Annotated in this window: 15 protein-coding genes and 1 pseudogene; 6 read left to right on the top strand and 10 right to left on the bottom strand. The window is 74.5% G+C overall.

What is annotated here, in order from left to right; all coding sequences use genetic code 11:
- Positions 1–49: 49 nt before the first annotated feature.
- Positions 50–481: an SAV_6107 family HEPN domain-containing protein gene (locus tag BJF80_RS17310; protein WP_075815550.1), complete on the bottom strand. Its 432-nt coding sequence runs from the start codon at positions 479–481 to the stop codon at positions 50–52.
- Between the two features lie 125 nt (positions 482–606).
- Positions 607–984 (bottom strand): DUF6504 family protein, encoded by a 378-nt coding sequence (locus tag BJF80_RS18630; protein ID WP_022924754.1) that lies wholly within the window; start codon positions 982–984, stop codon positions 607–609.
- A 318-nt stretch (positions 985–1,302) separates the two neighbouring features.
- Here BJF80_RS18630 and BJF80_RS17300 point away from each other — a divergent pair, with 318 nt between their 5' ends.
- Entirely contained in the window at positions 1,303–2,385 is a 1,083-nt protein-coding gene (locus tag BJF80_RS17300; RefSeq protein WP_075815545.1) for a polyprenyl synthetase family protein, read from the top strand.
- Positions 2,386–2,404: 19 nt separating this feature from the next.
- Here BJF80_RS17300 and BJF80_RS17295 read toward each other — a convergent pair whose 3' ends face one another.
- A complete protein-coding gene (locus tag BJF80_RS17295) occupies positions 2,405–2,710 on the bottom strand; it encodes an Rv2175c family DNA-binding protein (protein ID WP_084485133.1) in 306 nt (101 codons plus the stop codon).
- 210 nt (positions 2,711–2,920) lie between these two features.
- Between BJF80_RS17295 and BJF80_RS17290 the strand changes: the two genes are divergently transcribed.
- A complete protein-coding gene (locus BJF80_RS17290; RefSeq protein WP_075815541.1) occupies positions 2,921–3,988 on the top strand; it encodes a lytic transglycosylase in 1,068 nt (355 codons plus the stop codon).
- 72 nt (positions 3,989–4,060) lie between these two features.
- Positions 4,061–6,025, top strand: coding sequence for a Stk1 family PASTA domain-containing Ser/Thr kinase (gene pknB, locus BJF80_RS17285; RefSeq protein ID WP_075815539.1), 1,965 nt, complete (start codon positions 4,061–4,063; stop codon positions 6,023–6,025).
- A gap of 50 nt (positions 6,026–6,075) precedes the next feature.
- Here pknB and BJF80_RS17280 read toward each other — a convergent pair whose 3' ends face one another.
- From BJF80_RS17280 to BJF80_RS17265, 4 genes are all read right to left on the bottom strand, one after another.
- Positions 6,076–6,582, bottom strand: coding sequence for a molybdopterin-dependent oxidoreductase (locus tag BJF80_RS17280; RefSeq protein ID WP_237767682.1), 507 nt, complete (start codon positions 6,580–6,582; stop codon positions 6,076–6,078).
- A 95-nt stretch (positions 6,583–6,677) separates the two neighbouring features.
- Positions 6,678–7,733: a threonine aldolase family protein gene (locus tag BJF80_RS17275; protein ID WP_075815576.1), complete on the bottom strand. Its 1,056-nt coding sequence runs from the start codon at positions 7,731–7,733 to the stop codon at positions 6,678–6,680.
- 19 nt (positions 7,734–7,752) lie between these two features.
- Complete coding sequence (locus BJF80_RS17270) at positions 7,753–9,120, bottom strand: class II 3-deoxy-7-phosphoheptulonate synthase (RefSeq protein ID WP_083653058.1); 1,368 nt, start codon at positions 9,118–9,120, stop codon at positions 7,753–7,755.
- Positions 9,121–9,162: 42 nt separating this feature from the next.
- Positions 9,163–10,056, bottom strand: a complete 894-nt coding sequence (locus BJF80_RS17265; protein ID WP_075815535.1) for a 1-acyl-sn-glycerol-3-phosphate acyltransferase — start codon at positions 10,054–10,056, stop codon at positions 9,163–9,165.
- Positions 10,057–10,174: 118 nt separating this feature from the next.
- Between BJF80_RS17265 and BJF80_RS17260 the strand changes: the two genes are divergently transcribed.
- Positions 10,175–10,630 (top strand): hypothetical protein, encoded by a 456-nt coding sequence (locus BJF80_RS17260; protein ID WP_143554175.1) that lies wholly within the window; start codon positions 10,175–10,177, stop codon positions 10,628–10,630.
- On the opposite strand, the gene BJF80_RS17255 is transcribed toward BJF80_RS17260, so the two are convergent.
- Genes BJF80_RS17255 through BJF80_RS17245 form a run of 3 tightly spaced genes read right to left on the bottom strand, consistent with a single transcriptional unit; the run spans position 10,631 to position 13,352 of the window.
- Positions 10,631–11,317 carry an endonuclease/exonuclease/phosphatase family protein gene (locus tag BJF80_RS17255; RefSeq protein WP_075815532.1) on the bottom strand — a complete coding sequence of 229 codons (687 nt, stop codon included), beginning with the start codon at positions 11,315–11,317 and terminating at the stop codon, positions 10,631–10,633. It lies immediately after the preceding gene.
- 59 nt (positions 11,318–11,376) lie between these two features.
- Positions 11,377–12,399 carry an ROK family protein gene (locus BJF80_RS17250; protein ID WP_075815530.1) on the bottom strand — a complete coding sequence of 341 codons (1,023 nt, stop codon included), beginning with the start codon at positions 12,397–12,399 and terminating at the stop codon, positions 11,377–11,379.
- On the bottom strand, positions 12,396–13,352 hold the full coding sequence (locus BJF80_RS17245) for an ROK family glucokinase (RefSeq protein ID WP_075815528.1): 957 nt from the start codon (positions 13,350–13,352) through the stop codon (positions 12,396–12,398). Before BJF80_RS17245 ends, BJF80_RS17250 begins: the two co-directional genes overlap by 4 nt.
- Positions 13,353–13,530: 178 nt before the next feature.
- Between BJF80_RS17245 and BJF80_RS17240 the strand changes: the two are divergent.
- Together BJF80_RS17240 and BJF80_RS21835 are read left to right on the top strand one after the other, a co-directional pair.
- Positions 13,531–14,648 (top strand): annotated as a pseudogene (locus tag BJF80_RS17240) (AMP-dependent synthetase/ligase); the annotation flags it as partial.
- Complete coding sequence (locus BJF80_RS21835) at positions 14,631–15,230, top strand: hypothetical protein (RefSeq protein WP_527251121.1); 600 nt, start codon at positions 14,631–14,633, stop codon at positions 15,228–15,230. The pseudogene BJF80_RS17240 and the gene BJF80_RS21835, both read left to right, overlap by 18 nt.
- The last annotated feature ends 1 nt before the right edge of the window (position 15,231 follow it).

The raw sequence follows: 15,231 nt of genomic DNA, 5'->3' as shown, positions 1-15,231 counted from the left end.
GAGGCGACGTGGAGATGGACGAAGTCGTCACCGGCTCCGGCCACCGGGCTCACCCGTGACCCAGCGGGACCAGCTCGGCGTGCACCGGCGCCTCGCACGGCAGGTGCAGCGAGGCCCGCACCAGCTCCAGGAAGCGCTCCCCCGCCCGGACCAGGTCGTCGGCGTCCCGGGCGGTGACGCTGCCGGCACCACGCTCCAGGGCGATCCGTCGCCGACCGGACGCGGCGAAGAACGCGGCCCACTCGGTCAGCTCCGGCGCGACCGAGGGCAGCACCTCCCAGACGCTGCGCGGGCGGCTGCGCGGCACCGGTGTCGTGCGGGCGGCCAGCAACGCCGCCCCGGCCCGCAGCGCGGCCAGGTGGGCACAGGTGTAGCGCTCGGCGGCGGTGCCGCTGTGGCACGCCTCCAGGAGCACCCCCCGCGAGCGCTCCAGCAGGTCCAGCACGGCCCCGGCCGTGACCCCCGTCTCGATGACCGTCATCTCGTCGTCCTCTCCGTCGTCCTTCGTCGTCTGGCTTCGTCGTCTGGCTTCGTCGTCTGGCTGCGTCGTTCGTGCTTCGTCGTGCTCGTGCCCTCGTCGCGCGCTCCTGGCTCCGGCCGGCCTCGTCAGTCGGCGACCCGTTCCAGCCACCACCGGCCGCCCTGCACCAGGTCGTAGACCCCCGTCCCGGACGCCTTCCCGGCACCGGCCTCCACCCGCCAGACCACCCGCTCCAGCTCTGTCGCGCCGGTGCTCCCACCCGCCGGGTCCGCCGAGGCCCGGGCGTCCTCCCGCCCGTCCTCGCCACGCCACCACGGCACCCGCTGGGTCCATCGGCTCAGCACCGCGCGCACGAGGTGCACCCGTCCCCGCCAGAGGAAGACGGTGGGGACCTGCGGGCACCCGCCGTCGGGGTCCGGCGCCACGGCCCCCTCCAGCCGGATCCCGTGCTCGCCCGCGGCGCCGGTCCTCACCTCGACCAGCTCCTGATAGCTCCTGCTCATGCTGCTCCTCCTCGCGGACGACGGGGCGACCGATCGGTCACGGGACGACCCATGGATCGAACTTGTGTTCGATACGTGGAGACAAATGTACGACTCGCCCCCGACAGACTCAACCCCTCCCCGTGGCGCTTGTGGACAACTTCTGCGCCCACCCGGGCACCCGCAGCACCATGGATCCGTCGGCAGGTCCGGGTCGTAGGAGGGGGCGACCCGGACCGCCCGGCGCAGCGGCTAGGCTCGGGGGCAGGGCGACCCGCCGGGCCTACCGCCCTTCCGGCCCACCCATCGGCCACCCGGTCAGGCACAGGAGGACTCGCGATGCACGTCCTGGACGGCGTGGACCTCCGCCCCCGCGTGCAGCAGGCCCTGGACGAGCACCTCGTGCGGCAGCGCGAGGTGCTCGCCGGGCTCGGCCCCCCGATGACCCCCCTGGTGGACGCCGTCGCCGACCTCCTCTCCGGCGGGAAACGGCTCCGGGCGGCGTTCCTCTACTGGGGATGGCGCGCCCTGGGGCAGCCGGACGGCCCCGGGGTGGTCCGCGCCGCCAGCGCGATGGAGATCTTCCAGGCGGCAGCGCTCCTGCACGACGACGTCATGGACAACAGCGACCTGCGCCGTGGCCGGCCCGCGGCGCACCGCACCTTCGGCACGTGGCACCAGCAGCAGGGGTGGTCCGGGGACGCGCAGCGCTTCGGTCACGCGGCGGCGATCCTGGCCGGCGACCTCTGTCTCAACTGGACCGACGAGGCCTTCGCGACGAGCGGGCTGCCGGCCGCCGCCCTGCAGCGCGCCCGGCCCGAGTTCGACCGGATGCGCACCCAGCTCATGGGCGGCCAGTTCCTCGACATCCTCGAGGGGGCACGCGGGTGGCGCGACCTCGATCTCGCCGCACGGCTGGAGCGGTGCCGCACCGTCATCCGGCACAAGAGCGCCCGCTACTCCGTCGAGCAGCCCCTTCTCATCGGCGCGGACGCCGCCGGCGCCTCCGCGGTGACCCGCGCGGGCCTGGCCCGCTACGGGGCTGCGCTCGGCGAGGCCTTCCAGCTCCGCGACGACGTCCTCGGCGTCTTCGGCGACCCCGGGCAGACCGGCAAGCCCGCCGGTGACGACCTCCGCGAGGGCAAGCACACCGTGCTCGTCGCGTATGCCCTCGCCCACGCCGATCCCGACGGGGTCGCCCTGGTCGAGGCGTCCCTCGGCGACCCGGACCTCGACGAGGAGGCGGTGCAGTCCCTGCGCGAGGTGCTCGTCCGGTCCACCGCCCTGCGGCGCACCGAGGAGCTGATCAGCGACGGCGCCGACCGGGCGCTGCAGGCCCTCGACCAGACCCCCGGCCTCACCGACGAGGGGACGCAGGCGCTGCGCGACCTCGTCGGCGTGTGCACCGACCGCGCCGTCTGACCGGCTCTCCCCGACGGACCTAGAAGGCCTCCTCCTGGGCGCGGCGTCGCACCTCGGTCTTCGCCCCGGCGTGCAGGGAGGCGATCGCGCTGCCGCCCGGCAGCGTGTCGTCCGGGGCGTGGAGCCAGGCGACGATCTCCTCGTCGCTGTGCCCGCCGTCGCCGAGCACCGTGATGGTGCCGCGCAACGTCGGCAGCGGACCGTCGTCGACGAAGAAGGTGGCGGGGATCATCACCACCCGGTCCGGGCCGCGACGCACCCCCACCACGTCCCGCTCCTGCAGCCACCGCCGCACCGCCTGCAGCGTCGCGCCGGTGCGCTCCATCACGTCCGGGACAGTCAGCCACTCTGGAACTACATCGGTGTCACTTAGCACAGGGCCAGTGAACCACATGCAGCGACACGCCGGGACAGTGGCGTGATCGGCAGCGGCCGAGTACTGTCCCTTGTGCCCCACTGGTCGCGATGTCCCCGTCGACCACGACGGCCACAGCAGTCCCTGCCCCCTCACCCGCCACTCTCGGAGGAGCACGACGTGAGCCCTCTCTTCGCCGCACTGCCGCCCGGAGACCTGCCCACCCACGCCTACGTCGCGCCCACCGGCGTGCACGCCACCGCTCCCCTCGCCGTCCTCCCGGCGACGCGGGAGACCACCCATACCGTGACCGCAGGCGACACGGTCTACGACATCGCGGCCCGCTACGACGTGAGCCCGCGCGCGCTCGTCCGTGCCAACTCCCTGCCCGACGGCGGCCGCTGGATCATGCCCGGCGCCCGGCTGCGCATACCGGTCGGCGGAGACACCGACGTCGCACCCGCCGCGTCGGCCCCGGCACCCTCGTCCGGGAGCGAGAAGGGCGGCAGCGCCTCCTCCAGCGGCGCCTCCTCGGGCGGCACGGTCACGGTCCGCGGCGGTGACACCCTCACCGACATCGCCGCCCGGCACGGGGTGAGCGTGGCCGACATCGCCCGCGCCAACGACCTGCAGGACACCCGCCTCATCTACCCCGGTCAGGAGCTCAGGCTGGGCGGCGCGGCACCGGAGGCGGACCGCAGCCGCCCCGAGCCCCTCGACCGGCCCTACGACGAGACGACCATCGGTGACCACCGCGCCGGCGAGGCGGTGCCGGACACCTTCCTGCACTACCGCTACGGCGACGGGATCGCCCGGTCGGCCGCCGCCAACCGCGACTACCTGGCGGGGACGGAGGTCCCGAGCCGCGCGGCCGTGCGCGACCTCATCGTGCGGACGAGCGAGCGCCACGGGGTCGACCCGACCCTCATGCTGGCCCTGTCCTACCAGGAGTCGGGCTGGAACCACCGGGCCGTCTCGCCGGCCAACGCGATCGGTGCGATGCAGGTGATCCCCAGCTCCGGGCAGTGGGCCTCCGGCCTGGTGGGGCGCGAGCTCAACCTGCTCGACCCGGAGGACAACGTGACCGCCGGTGTCGTCATCATGCGCACCCTCCTGCGGTCCGCCGACACCACCGACGAGGCGATCGGCGGCTACTACCAGGGCCTGGCGAGCGTGCGCCAGCACGGTCTGTTCGCCGACACCCGGCAGTACGTCCGCAACATCACGTACGTCCAGACGACCCTCTGAGCGCCCTCGAGGCGGCATACCCGGGCCGGTCACGTCCCACGGTCCGGCCGCCCCGCTCCGTAGACTCGGCACGTGAGTGCCCCGACCCCCACCCTCCACGACCGCGTCATCGACGGTCGTTACCAGGTGGAGGCCGAGCTCGCCCGCGGGGGGATGGCGACGGTCTACCGGGCCCGGGACCTGCGGCTGGACCGGCCGGTGGCGCTCAAGGTGATGCGCCCGGACCTGGCCGATGACGACTCCTTCGTCCGGCGGTTCGTCGCCGAGGCACGCGCCGCCGCCCGGCTCTCCCACCCGCACGTGGTCGGGGTCTACGACCAGGGTGAGGACGGGGACCTCGTCTTCCTCGCCATGGAGCTCGTCGAGGGGCCGACGCTGCGCGACGTCGTCAGCGACCACGCACCGCTGTCGACGCGACGGGCCATGGCGCTCCTGCTCCCGGTGGCCGAGGCGCTCGCGGAGGCCCACCGGCACGGGCTCGTCCACCGCGACATCAAGCCCGAGAACGTCCTGCTGGCCGGTGGCCGCGAGAGCGGGGTCAAGGTCGCGGACTTCGGTCTCGCCCGGGCGGTCTCGGCGGCCGGCCAGCGGGCGACCACCGAGATGCTGTGGGGCACCGCCGCCTATCTCGCGCCGGAGCAGGTGGAGCACGGGGCCGTCGACGCCCGGGCCGACGTGTATGCCGTCGGCCTGCTGCTCTTCGAGCTGGTCACCGGGCGCAAGGCCTTCCCCGGCGGCGATCCGCTGCGGGTCGCCTACGAGCACGTGCACGGCGCGGTGCCGCGGGCCGGCGACGTCGTGCCCGGCCTGCCCGAGCCGGTGGAGGAGCTGATCCTGCGGGTCGCCGCCACCGACCCGGCGGACCGCCCCCAGGACGCGTCGGCGCTCCTGGTGCAGCTGCGGGCCGTCGTCCGCGAGCTCTCCGACACCGAGCTGGACCGGGTCCCCGCAGCGCCGCAGGCACCGGCCGCCGGGTCGGGCGCCGGGGACCTGACCCAGGTGGTCGGTGGTGGCGCCGGCTCGACCACGAAGCTGCCGTTGGCCGCCGCCCGGGGCGAGGGGCACTACGCCCGCACGACCGGCAACCGCACGCCGACGCCGAGGCGGGCGGATGCCAGGACGCCGCGCGAGGAGCGCGCGCGACCCCGGCGTCGGGGCGGGGTCGTCCTGGCGCTGCTGTTCGTGCTGCTCCTCGGCGGCGGCGGGTATGCCGCCTGGTGGCTGCTGGAGGGCCCCGGCGTCCACTCGGCCATGCCGCAGGTGGTCGACCTCCCGGAGGACGAGGCACGCTCGCTGCTCGACGCCGAGCAGCTGGACCCGGTCATCAGCTACGCCTACTCCGAGGACGTGCCGTCCGGGACGGTGATCTCCGCCGAGCAGGAGCCCGGCACCCAGGTGCGGCACGGCACGGACGTGCCGCTCGTGGTCTCGCAGGGCCCGGAGCGCTACGACGTGCCACCGCTGGCCGGCCTCACCCTGGAGTCCGCCACGGAGGCGCTCGTCGCCGCGAACCTGGATCTCGGCGAGCAGAGCCGGGAGCACCACGAGTCCGAGCCGGAGGGTCGGGTCCTGCGCACCTCGCCCGCGGCCGGCGACCCCCTGCCCCCCGGTGCTGCCGTGGACGTGGTGATCAGCGACGGTCCGGCGCCGGTCGAGGTGCCCGAGGTGACCGGCCGGACCGAGGAGGAGGCGGTGTCCGCCCTGCGCGAGGCGGGCCTCAGCGTGACCGTGTCACCGGAGCAGGCCTTCGACGACGAGGTCCCGGAGGGATCCGTGGTCAGCCAGTCACCCTCGGCCGGGCAGGTGGAGCGCGGGAGCACGGTGACGATCACCCTCTCCCAGGGGCCCGAGCTGGTCACCGTCCCGCAGGTCGTCGGGCGTCAGTTCTCCGCCGCCGAGGAGGAGCTCGCCGAGCTCGGCCTGGTCGTGCGACGGGAGGACGTGCGCGGAGGGTTCTTCGGCACCGTCCGGGAGCAGTCGGTCGAGCCCGGCGAGGAGGTGCCGACCGGCACCGAGATCGTGCTCGTCGTGGTGTAGTCCGCTCGGTCGGCGCCGCCCGGGGTCGTCAGCCACATCCCAGCCCCCGTTCAGTCCTGGTGCGCGAAGCGTTCCTCCCGGGCCACCCGGCCACGCGGGTGGTAGCCGTGCGACTCCCACCATCCCTGCTGCGGCTCACGGTGGTAGGTCGCCTCGACCACCCACTTGGGCCCCTTGAAGCCGTAGAGGTGCGGCAGCACGACCCGGGCCGGCCACCCGTGCTCCGGGCTGAGCGGCTCGCCGTCGACGCTGTGCGCCAGCAGCGCGTCGGGGTGGCGCAGCTCCTCCAGGTGCACCGCGGCGGCGTAGCCGCGCACCGCGGCGAGGAGCACGTGCTCCGACCCTGGTGCCGGCGCGGCCAGGGCCAGGACGTCGCGCATCCGGACGCCGCCCCACCGCAGCCCGGTCACGCTGTGCCGGTCCACGCAGTGCAGGTCGGCCTCGACCTCGACGTCGGGCAGGTCCGCCAGGTCGTCCCAGGTCAGCACCCGTACCCCGCCGTCCAGCGTCTCCCCACCCACGCGCAGCGACCACCCCTCGGCCTCGAGGGTCGGCACCCGACCGTAGTGGGACGCGCGCCACGTCCGGGTCGCGCGCTGTCCGGGCGGCAGCCCGCGGCCCGGGTCGCGACCGGACCGACCCCCCGGCGTCGTCACGACCCCGCGCCGGTCCGCCGCTCCCCGAGCACCGCGACCAGGACGTCGGCGGTATGCCCGGTCATGGCGTCGTCGACGTCGAGGTGCCACACGAATCGGGCGTGCCGGGCGTCGGTCGGGTAGCCGTGCACCCCGCGGTCGCCGACCCGCGTCACGAAGTCGGCGGCCGACCAGCCGGCCGCGCCGACGTCGAGCACGAGGATGTTGGTCTCCACCGTGGCGGGGTCGACCACCTCGGGAAGCTGCTCACCGACCGCGGCGGCGACCTCAGCCGCGCGCCGGTGGTCCTCGGCGAGGCGGTCCAGCTGGTGCTCGAGGGCATACCGTCCGGCGGCGGCGAGCATCCCGACCTGGCGCATCCCGCCGCCCATCCGCTTGCGCAGGATCCGGGCCTGCCCGATCTGCTCCGCCGAGGCGGCCAGCACCGACCCGACCGGGGCACCGAGACCCTTGGAGAGGCAGACCGAGACGGTGTCGGCGCAGGCGCCGTAGTCGGCGAGCGCCACCCCGGTGGCGACGTGCGCGTTCCACAGCCGGGCGCCGTCCAGGTGGACGCCGACCCCGGCCTCCTGCGTCCGCTGCCGCAGTCGCTGCAGCTCGGGCAGCGGCTGGACCGTGCCGCCCCCGAAGTTGTGGGTGTTCTCGACCACGACGCAAGCCGTGCTGACCTGGTAGGCGCCGCCGTCGGGCACCATCACGCGCAGTGCCGTCTCGACGTCCAGGAGCCCACGCTCGGCCACCCAGCTGCGCGTCGTGATGCCGGAGTATGCCGCCGCCGCGCCCAGCTCGGCGCGCAGCACGTGCGCGAGGTGGTCGCTGATGACCTCCTGCCCCGGTCCCGCGTGCAGCCGCAGCCCGACCTGGTTGGCCATGGAGCCGGTGGGCATGAACAGCGCGGCCTCGTGGCCGAGCAGCCGCGCGACCTGCTCCTCGAGCTCGACGACGGTGGGGTCCTCGCCGTAGACGTCGTCGCCCACCTCGGCCTCGAGCACGGCGGCCCGCATACCGGGCGTCGGTCGGGTCAGGGTGTCCGAGCGCAGGTCGGCGACCATCCCCTCTCGGTCGCCCACCTCAGCGCCCGCCCCGCTCCAGCATCTCGGCCACGACGAAGGCCAGCTCCAGGCTCTGCTGGTGGTTGAGCCGCGGGTCGCACAGCGTCTCGTAGCGCAGGCCCAGGTCGTCCAGGTCGACCGGGGTGGTGCCGCCGACGCACTCGGTGACGTCGTTGCCGGTCAGCTCCACGTGGATGCCGCCGGGGTGCGTCCCGGCCTCCGCGTGCGCCTCGAAGAAGCCGCGCACCTCGTCCACGACGTCCTCGAAGCGGCGGGTCTTGAAGCCGCTGGGCGAGGTGAAGGTGTTGCCGTGCATGGGGTCGCACACCCACGCGACCCGGCGCGCGTCCTCGCCGAGCGAGCCCAGCAGGGAGGGCAGGACGTCCCGAATCTGCCCGGCACCCATCCGGGTGATGAAGGTGAGCCGTCCCGGGGTGCGGTCGGGGTCGATCCGGTCCATGAGTGCGAGGACGGTCTCCCGGTCGGCGGTCGGGCCGAGCTTCACCGCGACGGGGTTCTGGATCCGGGAGACGAAGTCGATGTGCGCGCCGTCCAGGTCGCGGGTCCGCTCCCCCACCCAGACCAGGTGGCTGGAGGTGTCGTAGAGCAGCCCGGTGCGGTGGTCGCGCCGGACCATGGGGCGCTCGTAGTCCAGCACCAGCGCCTCGTGCGCGGAGTAGAACTCGACGCGTCGCATCTCCTCGGCGTCGGCGACGCCCGAGGCCTCCAGGAAGCGCACCGCCCGGTCGATGTGCCCCGCCATCTGCTCGTAGCGCGCCTGCGCCGGCCCGGTCAGGAAGCCCTTGTTCCAGGCGTGCACGCTGCGCAGGTCGGCGAAGCCGCCGCTGGTGAAGCCGCGCACGAGGTTGAGGGTGGCCGAGCTCGCGTGGTAGCAGCGCAGCAGCCGCTCGGGGTCGGGTCGGCGGGCCTCCGGCGTGAACTCGAAGCCGTTGACCATGTCGCCGCGGTAGGCGGGCAGGGTGACGCCGTCGCGGGTCTCGGTGTCGGCGCTGCGCGGCTTGGCGAACTGGCCCGCCATCCGCCCGACCTTGACGATCGGCAGCCCGGCGCCGTAGGTGAGCACCACCGCCATCTGCAGGATCGTCTTGATCCGGTCCCGGATGTTGGGACCGGTGACGTCCGCGAGCGTCTCGGCGCAGTCGCCGCCCTGGAGCGTGAAGGCGTCCCCGGCCGCGACCGCAGCCATCCGCTGGCGCAGCTGGTCGCACTCACCGGCGAAGACGAGCGGCGGATAGGTGGAGAGCACCGACAGGGTCTGGGCCAGGGCCGCCGTGTCGTCCCAGGTCGGCTGCTGCCGGGCCGGCAGGTCGGGCCAGTCGATGTCATGGCCGCCCGAGGTGGCCAGTCCGCTGAGGTCGATGCTCACCGCACCATCGTAGGAGACGGCTTGGGGTCGTCTGACGCGGCGTCAGTCCTGCGGCGGCGCCAGCTCGGTGTCGGGATGCCGGCGTGCCCGCCGCTCGGCGAGGTTCTCCCGGGCCCGCCCGGTGGCGTCGGCGAGGTCGTCCTTGGCCTGCCCCAGGCCTTCCTTGGCGCGCTCGCCGGCGTGCTCCAGTCCCTCGCGGGCCCGCTCCGCGGCGTGCTCGATGCCGACCCGGGCCTGCTCGACCCCGGCGCGGGCGCGCGCGGTCAGCCGCTCCTTGACGGTGGCGGCGTACTCGTCGACGTACTCCTGGCCGGAGAGCCGCTGCAGCTCGGCCATCACCTCGTCGGTGATCTGCCGCAGAACGGCGTGGTCCTCGCTGCGGCCGGCGTGCTCCGGGAAGTGCATGGGCCGGCCGATGCGCACCCCGACCCGCACGACGTTGGGGATGCGCTGCCCCGTGGGCTGCGCCTTGTCGGTGTCGATCATGGCGCAGGGGATGATCGGCACGTCGGCCTCCAGCGCCATCCGCGCCATCCCGGTCTTGCCGCGGTAGAGCTTGCCGTCCGGGCTGCGGGTGCCCTCGGGGTAGATGCCGAAGAGCTCGCCGCGCCGCAGCACCTCGAGGCCCTGCTCGAGGGCGGCCATGGACGCCGACCCGCCGGAGCGGTCGATGGGGATCTGCCCGGTGGACGTGAAGAACAGCTTGGTCAGCCACCCCTTGACCCCGGTGCCGGTGAAGTACTCCATCTTGGCGGGGAAGGTGATGCGCCGGTGGACCATCAGCGGGAGGAAGATCGAGTCGGAGAAGGACAGGTGGTTGCTGGCCAGGATGGCCGCGCCCTGCTCCGGGACGTGCCGGCGACCCTCGATCCAAGGACGGAAGATCGCCCTGATCGGCGGCCCGACGACGAAGTGCTTGAGGATCCAGTAGATCAACGTGGTCCTCCTGGTGGTGGCGTCGTCGCCGTGGGTCGGCCTGGGGTGCGCGCCGACTCTACCCCTGACCACCCGGATCGACCATGCTGGCGCCACAGGGCCGTGCGAGACTGACGGGGTGAACTCGTCCAGCCCCGAGAACGGCCCCGGCGACCCCGACGTCGACCGCGCGTTCCGGGACATCGTCGCCGGGCTGCGCGAGGACGGTGCCGGGGCGCAGGGACATACGGTGAACCCGCCGTGGCCCGCCGAGCCACCGGCCTCCCACCACGGGACCCGGACACCGGAGGGGATGGCGACCGACCACCGCTCCTACGAGCCGCCGGAGGAGGAGGACCACTTCGTCCCTCCCCCGCCGCCGCCGCTTCCCGCCGGCGATCTCCACTTCTGGGGCATCGTGGTCGGTCTGGTCGTCGGTCCGTTGCTCGTGGTCTTCTCGGCGATCGTGCCGCTGCTGGACCGGTGGTTCGCCGCGCTCGGCATGCTGCTCGCCGTCGCGGGCTTCGTGCTCCTCGTCCTGCGTCAGCCCCGACGCCGGCAACCCTTCGACGGGGACGACGGGGCCCGGGTCTGATCAGAGCTCGAGGTCGACCCAGACCGGCAGGTGGTCGCTCGCCCTCGTGACGGGCATCCCGTCGAGCAGCGCCGGGTCCCCGGGGGTCGCGGACGCGTGGCCGCGGGCGAAGATCGCGTCGATGAGACGGTGCGGCTGGTGGGCGGGGAAGGTCGGTCGGTCCGCGGACACCTCGACCAGCGCCTCGCCGATGGCTCCCCACGCGGCCCCGTCGCGCTCCTCGTTGAGATCGCCCCCCACGACCAGCGGCTCGTCGTCGGGGAAGCGCGGGTCGGCCGCCAGCTCGGTCAGCACCGTGCGTGCGTGCTGCGCGCGCTGGTCGGGCCGCAGCGAGAGGTGGATCGAGACCACGCTGGCTCGGGGACCGTCGGGCAGCCGCACCCGGGTGACGGTGTAGCTGCGCGGGTTCTCCCGCAGCCCGACGGCGAGCCGGCGGTCCTGCGAGTCCTCGGCGGTCACCCGGAGCGCGGTCATGAGGCCGGTGCCGCTCACCAGCCTCGTCCGCCCCGACCACAGCAGGTCGCAAGAGCGGGCGAAGGCGCTGATGGCGTACTCCGACGCCGGGTACCGCGGGACCTCCTGCAGCAGGAGCACGTCCGGGGCCAGGGCGCGGACCACCTGCGCGGCGGCCGCGGCGTCGTCCTTGAGTCCTCGGATGTTGTAGGAGGCGACGCGCAGCGAGGTCATGGGTCCATCCTCCCCCAGGCCTCGCGCCGGTCCGCGATGCGGGTATGCCGGGCGCCGCCTCACCCGCGACCGTCGCCGCCGCGGCGGGAGACCTCGGCGCGGGCGAGGTCCGCAGCGCCGACCAACCCCGCCGAGGCGCCCAGCGAGGCGGCCACCACCACCGGCAGCGGGCGGTGCCCGCGGCCCACCAGACGGCGGGCCAGGCTCTCTCTGGCCGGGCCGAGCAGCAGCTCGCCGGCGAGCCCGGCCCCGCCCCCGATCACGACGGTCCCCGGGTCGAGGGCCGCGACCACCCCGGCCAGACCGGTCCCGAGCCACCGGCCGACGTCGGCGAGGATCTCCCGCGCCGCCGGGTCGCCCTCCTGCGCCGCCTGCGTCACGTGCTCGCCACGCAGCAGCCCGGGGTCGCCCCCGCAGGCCCGGGCCAGCGCGGTCGCGTGCTCGCCACCGGCCTGGACGACCTCGCGCGCGGTCCGGGCCAGCACGCCGGCCGAGGCGTACTGCTCCCAGCAGCCCCGGTTGCCGCACTCGCAGCGACGCCCGTCCGGGACGAGCTGCTGGTGCCCGAACTCGCCGGCCAGGCCGTGCCTGCCCCGCTGCAGCCGGCCGTCGGTGAGGATCGCACCACCGATGCCGGTGCCGAGGGTGAGCATGACGAGGTGGCTCTCGCCCCGGCCCGCCCCGAACCGGTGCTCGGCCCAGGCCGCGGCGTGGGCGTCGTTGTCGACCAGCACCGGCCGGTCGAGCCGCCGCCCGAGGCGCTCCTGCAGCGGCTCGTCCCGCCAGGACAGGTGCGGTGCGAAGACGACCGTCCCGCGCCGGGCGTCCACGAAGCCTGCGGCGCCGACCCCGACCGCCGCCACGTCCCAACGACGCGCCGCCGCGAGCCCGGTCAGGTCGCCGACCAGAGCGGTGATGACGTCCTCGACCTCGGCGGCAGGTGCGGACCGTCCCGGTGTGGACCGCACCCGCACGTCGAGGAGAGCACCGTCGTCGTCGACCAGCCCGCCCTTGATGCGGGTCCCACCGACGTCGATCCCGACCGCCAGGGCCGGGTGGTCGCTGCCGGAGGGCTCGCTCACACGCGTCGCGAGGCCAGGTCCGCGGCGCCGATCATCCCGGCGTCGTTGCCGAGCTCGGCGAGCACCACGGGGGTGACGTCGCGGTGTCCCCGCCCGGTGAGGTTGCGGGCGAAGGCCGCCCGGGCCGGGGTGAGCACGAGGTCGCCGGCGGCGGAGACGCCACCGCCGATGACCAGGAGCCCGGGGTCCAGGATCGCGGCGAGGCTGGCCAGCCCCTCGCCGGCCCACCGTCCGACGTCCTCGAGCAGCTCCCGGGCCGCGGGGTCACCCTGCTGCGCGGCGGTGGTGACCATGACGCCGTTGATGGCCTGGGGGTCGCCCGCGCAGGCGTCGGCGAGGGCGCCGGCGTGCGGGCTGCCCCCGGCCACCAGCTCGCGGGCCTCGCGCACCAGGGCGCTGCCGGAGGCATACACCTCCCAGCACCCCTTGTTGCCGCAGCCGCAGCGGTGCCCGTCGGGGACCATCCGCATGTGCCCGACCTCGGCCCCCATCCCGTGGCTGCCGCGCACCAGCTCGCCGTCGACGACGATGCCGCCACCGACCCCGGTGCCGAGGGTGATGAGCACCATCTCCTCGACGTCGCGGGCCGCCCCGAAACGGAACTCGCCCCAGGCGGCCGCGTTGGCGTCGTTCTCGAGCACCACCGGGAGGCCGGTCGCCTCCTCGAGGCGGGAGCGGAGCGGCTCGTCGCGCCAGGCGAGGTTGGGGGCGAAGACCACGACGTCGCCGCCGCGGTCGATGAACCCGGCGCAGGCCACGCCCACCGCCTCCACCGGGGCGTCGGCCCCCAGCCGCTCCTGCAGCTCTCGGACCACGTCACCGACGGCCGCGACGATGTCGTCGGGCGCCTGGGCCGGGGTCTCCCGCAGCGCCTGCTCCAGGATCGCTCCCTCGGCCACCGCGCTGGCCGCGATCTTGGTCCCACCGATGTCCACGCCCACGCAGATGCTCACCCGGTCACCCTAGCGGGCACGGGTAGGGTGACCAGGCTGATCGCGCCACGACCTGCCCACGCCCGAACTGGAGACCCGCGTGCCCGAGGTGACCGTGCCCTCACTCGTCCCCGACGCCCGACCGGGCACCGTCGCCGACTACCCGCGGCGCTGGGCCCGCACCCAGCCGGACCGGGTGATGGTCTCGGTACGGCACGACGGCGCCTGGCAGGACCTCACCGCGAGCGAGCTGCAGCGGCGGGTGGACGCGCTCGCCAAGGGTTTCGTGGCCGCCGGCATCGACGTCGGTGACCGTGTCGGGCTGATGAGCCGCACCCGGCTGGAGTGGACCCTGACGGACCTGGCGCTGTGGACGGTCGGCGCCGTGCCGGTCCCGATCTACGAGACCAGCTCTACCGAGCAGGTGCGCTGGATCTGCCAGGATTCCGGCGCGGTGGCCGTCGTCGTCGAGGACGCCGCCATGATGGCGACGGTCTCCCACGCCCGCGACGGCCTCGACGGGCTCCGGGACGTCTGGCAGATCGAGACCGGGTCGTTGGCGGAGCTCGCCGCGGCCGGTGCGGAGGTCGCCGACGAGGCCCTGGAGCAGCGGCGCACGGCCCTGGACCGCGGCGACCTGGCCACGATCATCTACACCTCGGGCACCACGGGCGCCCCAAGGGCTGCGAGATCACGCACGACAACCTCATGTCGCTGGTCGAGAACGCCACCGAACGGCTGGCCGAGATCGTCGACGCACCCGGTGCGGCCAACCTGATCTTCCTCCCCCTGGCGCACGTCTTCGCCCGCTTCATCCAGGTGGTCTGCCTGCACTCCGGGGTCCGGATGGGGCACACGCCGGACCCGAGCACGGTGCTCGACGACCTCGCGGGCTTCCGCCCGACCTTCCTGCTGTCCGTCCCGCGCGTCTTCGAGAAGATCCACACCTCCGCCGAGCAGAGCGCCGCCCGCGGCGGTGCGGCCCGGCTGCGGCTCTTCCGGTGGGCGGCCGGGGTCGCCGAGACCTACAGCCGCGGCCTGGACTCCGGCACGGTCGGGGTGACGCTGCGGGCGCGGCACGCGCTCGCGGACCGTCTCGTGCTGCGGCGGCTGCGCGCCGCGCTCGGCGGTGAGGTGCGCTACGCCATCTCCGGCGGGGCGGCGCTCGGGGAGCGTCTCGGGCACTTCTACCGCGGGATGGGCCTGGTCGTGCTCGAGGGCTACGGGCTGACCGAGACCACAGCTCCGGCCACGGTCAACACGCCGGACATGATCCGCATCGGCACGGTCGGGCGGCCGGTGCCCGGCACCGCGGTCCGGGTCGACGACACCGGGGAGATCCTGGTGCGCGGGGTCGGGGTCTTCCGCGGCTACCACGGGGACGCCGAGGCGACGCGGGCCGCCCTGGAGGACGGGTGGCTGCGGACCGGCGACCTCGGCGAGCTCGACGAGGACGGCTTCCTGCGCATCACCGGGCGGCTCAAGGACCTCATCGTCACCGCCGGCGGCAAGAACGTCTCCCCCGGCCCGCTGGAGGACCGGGTGCGGGCTGCGCCGCTGGTCTCCCAGTGCGTCGTCGTCGGCGAGGGCCGACCGTTCGTCGCGGCGCTGGTCACCCTGGACGAGCAGGTGCTGCCCGAGTGGCTGGACACCCACGGGCTCGCCGGGCTGGACGCCGCGCAGGTGGCTGCTCACCCCCGCGTGCAGGAGGAGATCCAGCAGGCGGTCGACGCGGCCAACGCCACCGTGAGCCGTGCCGAGTCGATCCGCGCCTTCACCGTGCTGCCCGAGGACCTGACGATCGCCTCCGGCCTGCTCACGCCCTCGCTGAAGGTGCGGCGCGCCCGGGTGGCCGAGGCGCTCGCGGAGCAGATCGAGGCGATCTACTCCCGGCGCTGAG

Source organism: Serinicoccus sp. CUA-874, assembly GCF_001942225.1.
Taxonomy (GTDB): domain Bacteria; phylum Actinomycetota; class Actinomycetes; order Actinomycetales; family Dermatophilaceae; genus Ornithinicoccus; species Ornithinicoccus marinus.
Note: the sequence above shows the minus strand (reverse complement) of the source record. Positions and strands in the feature narration are given on the sequence as shown.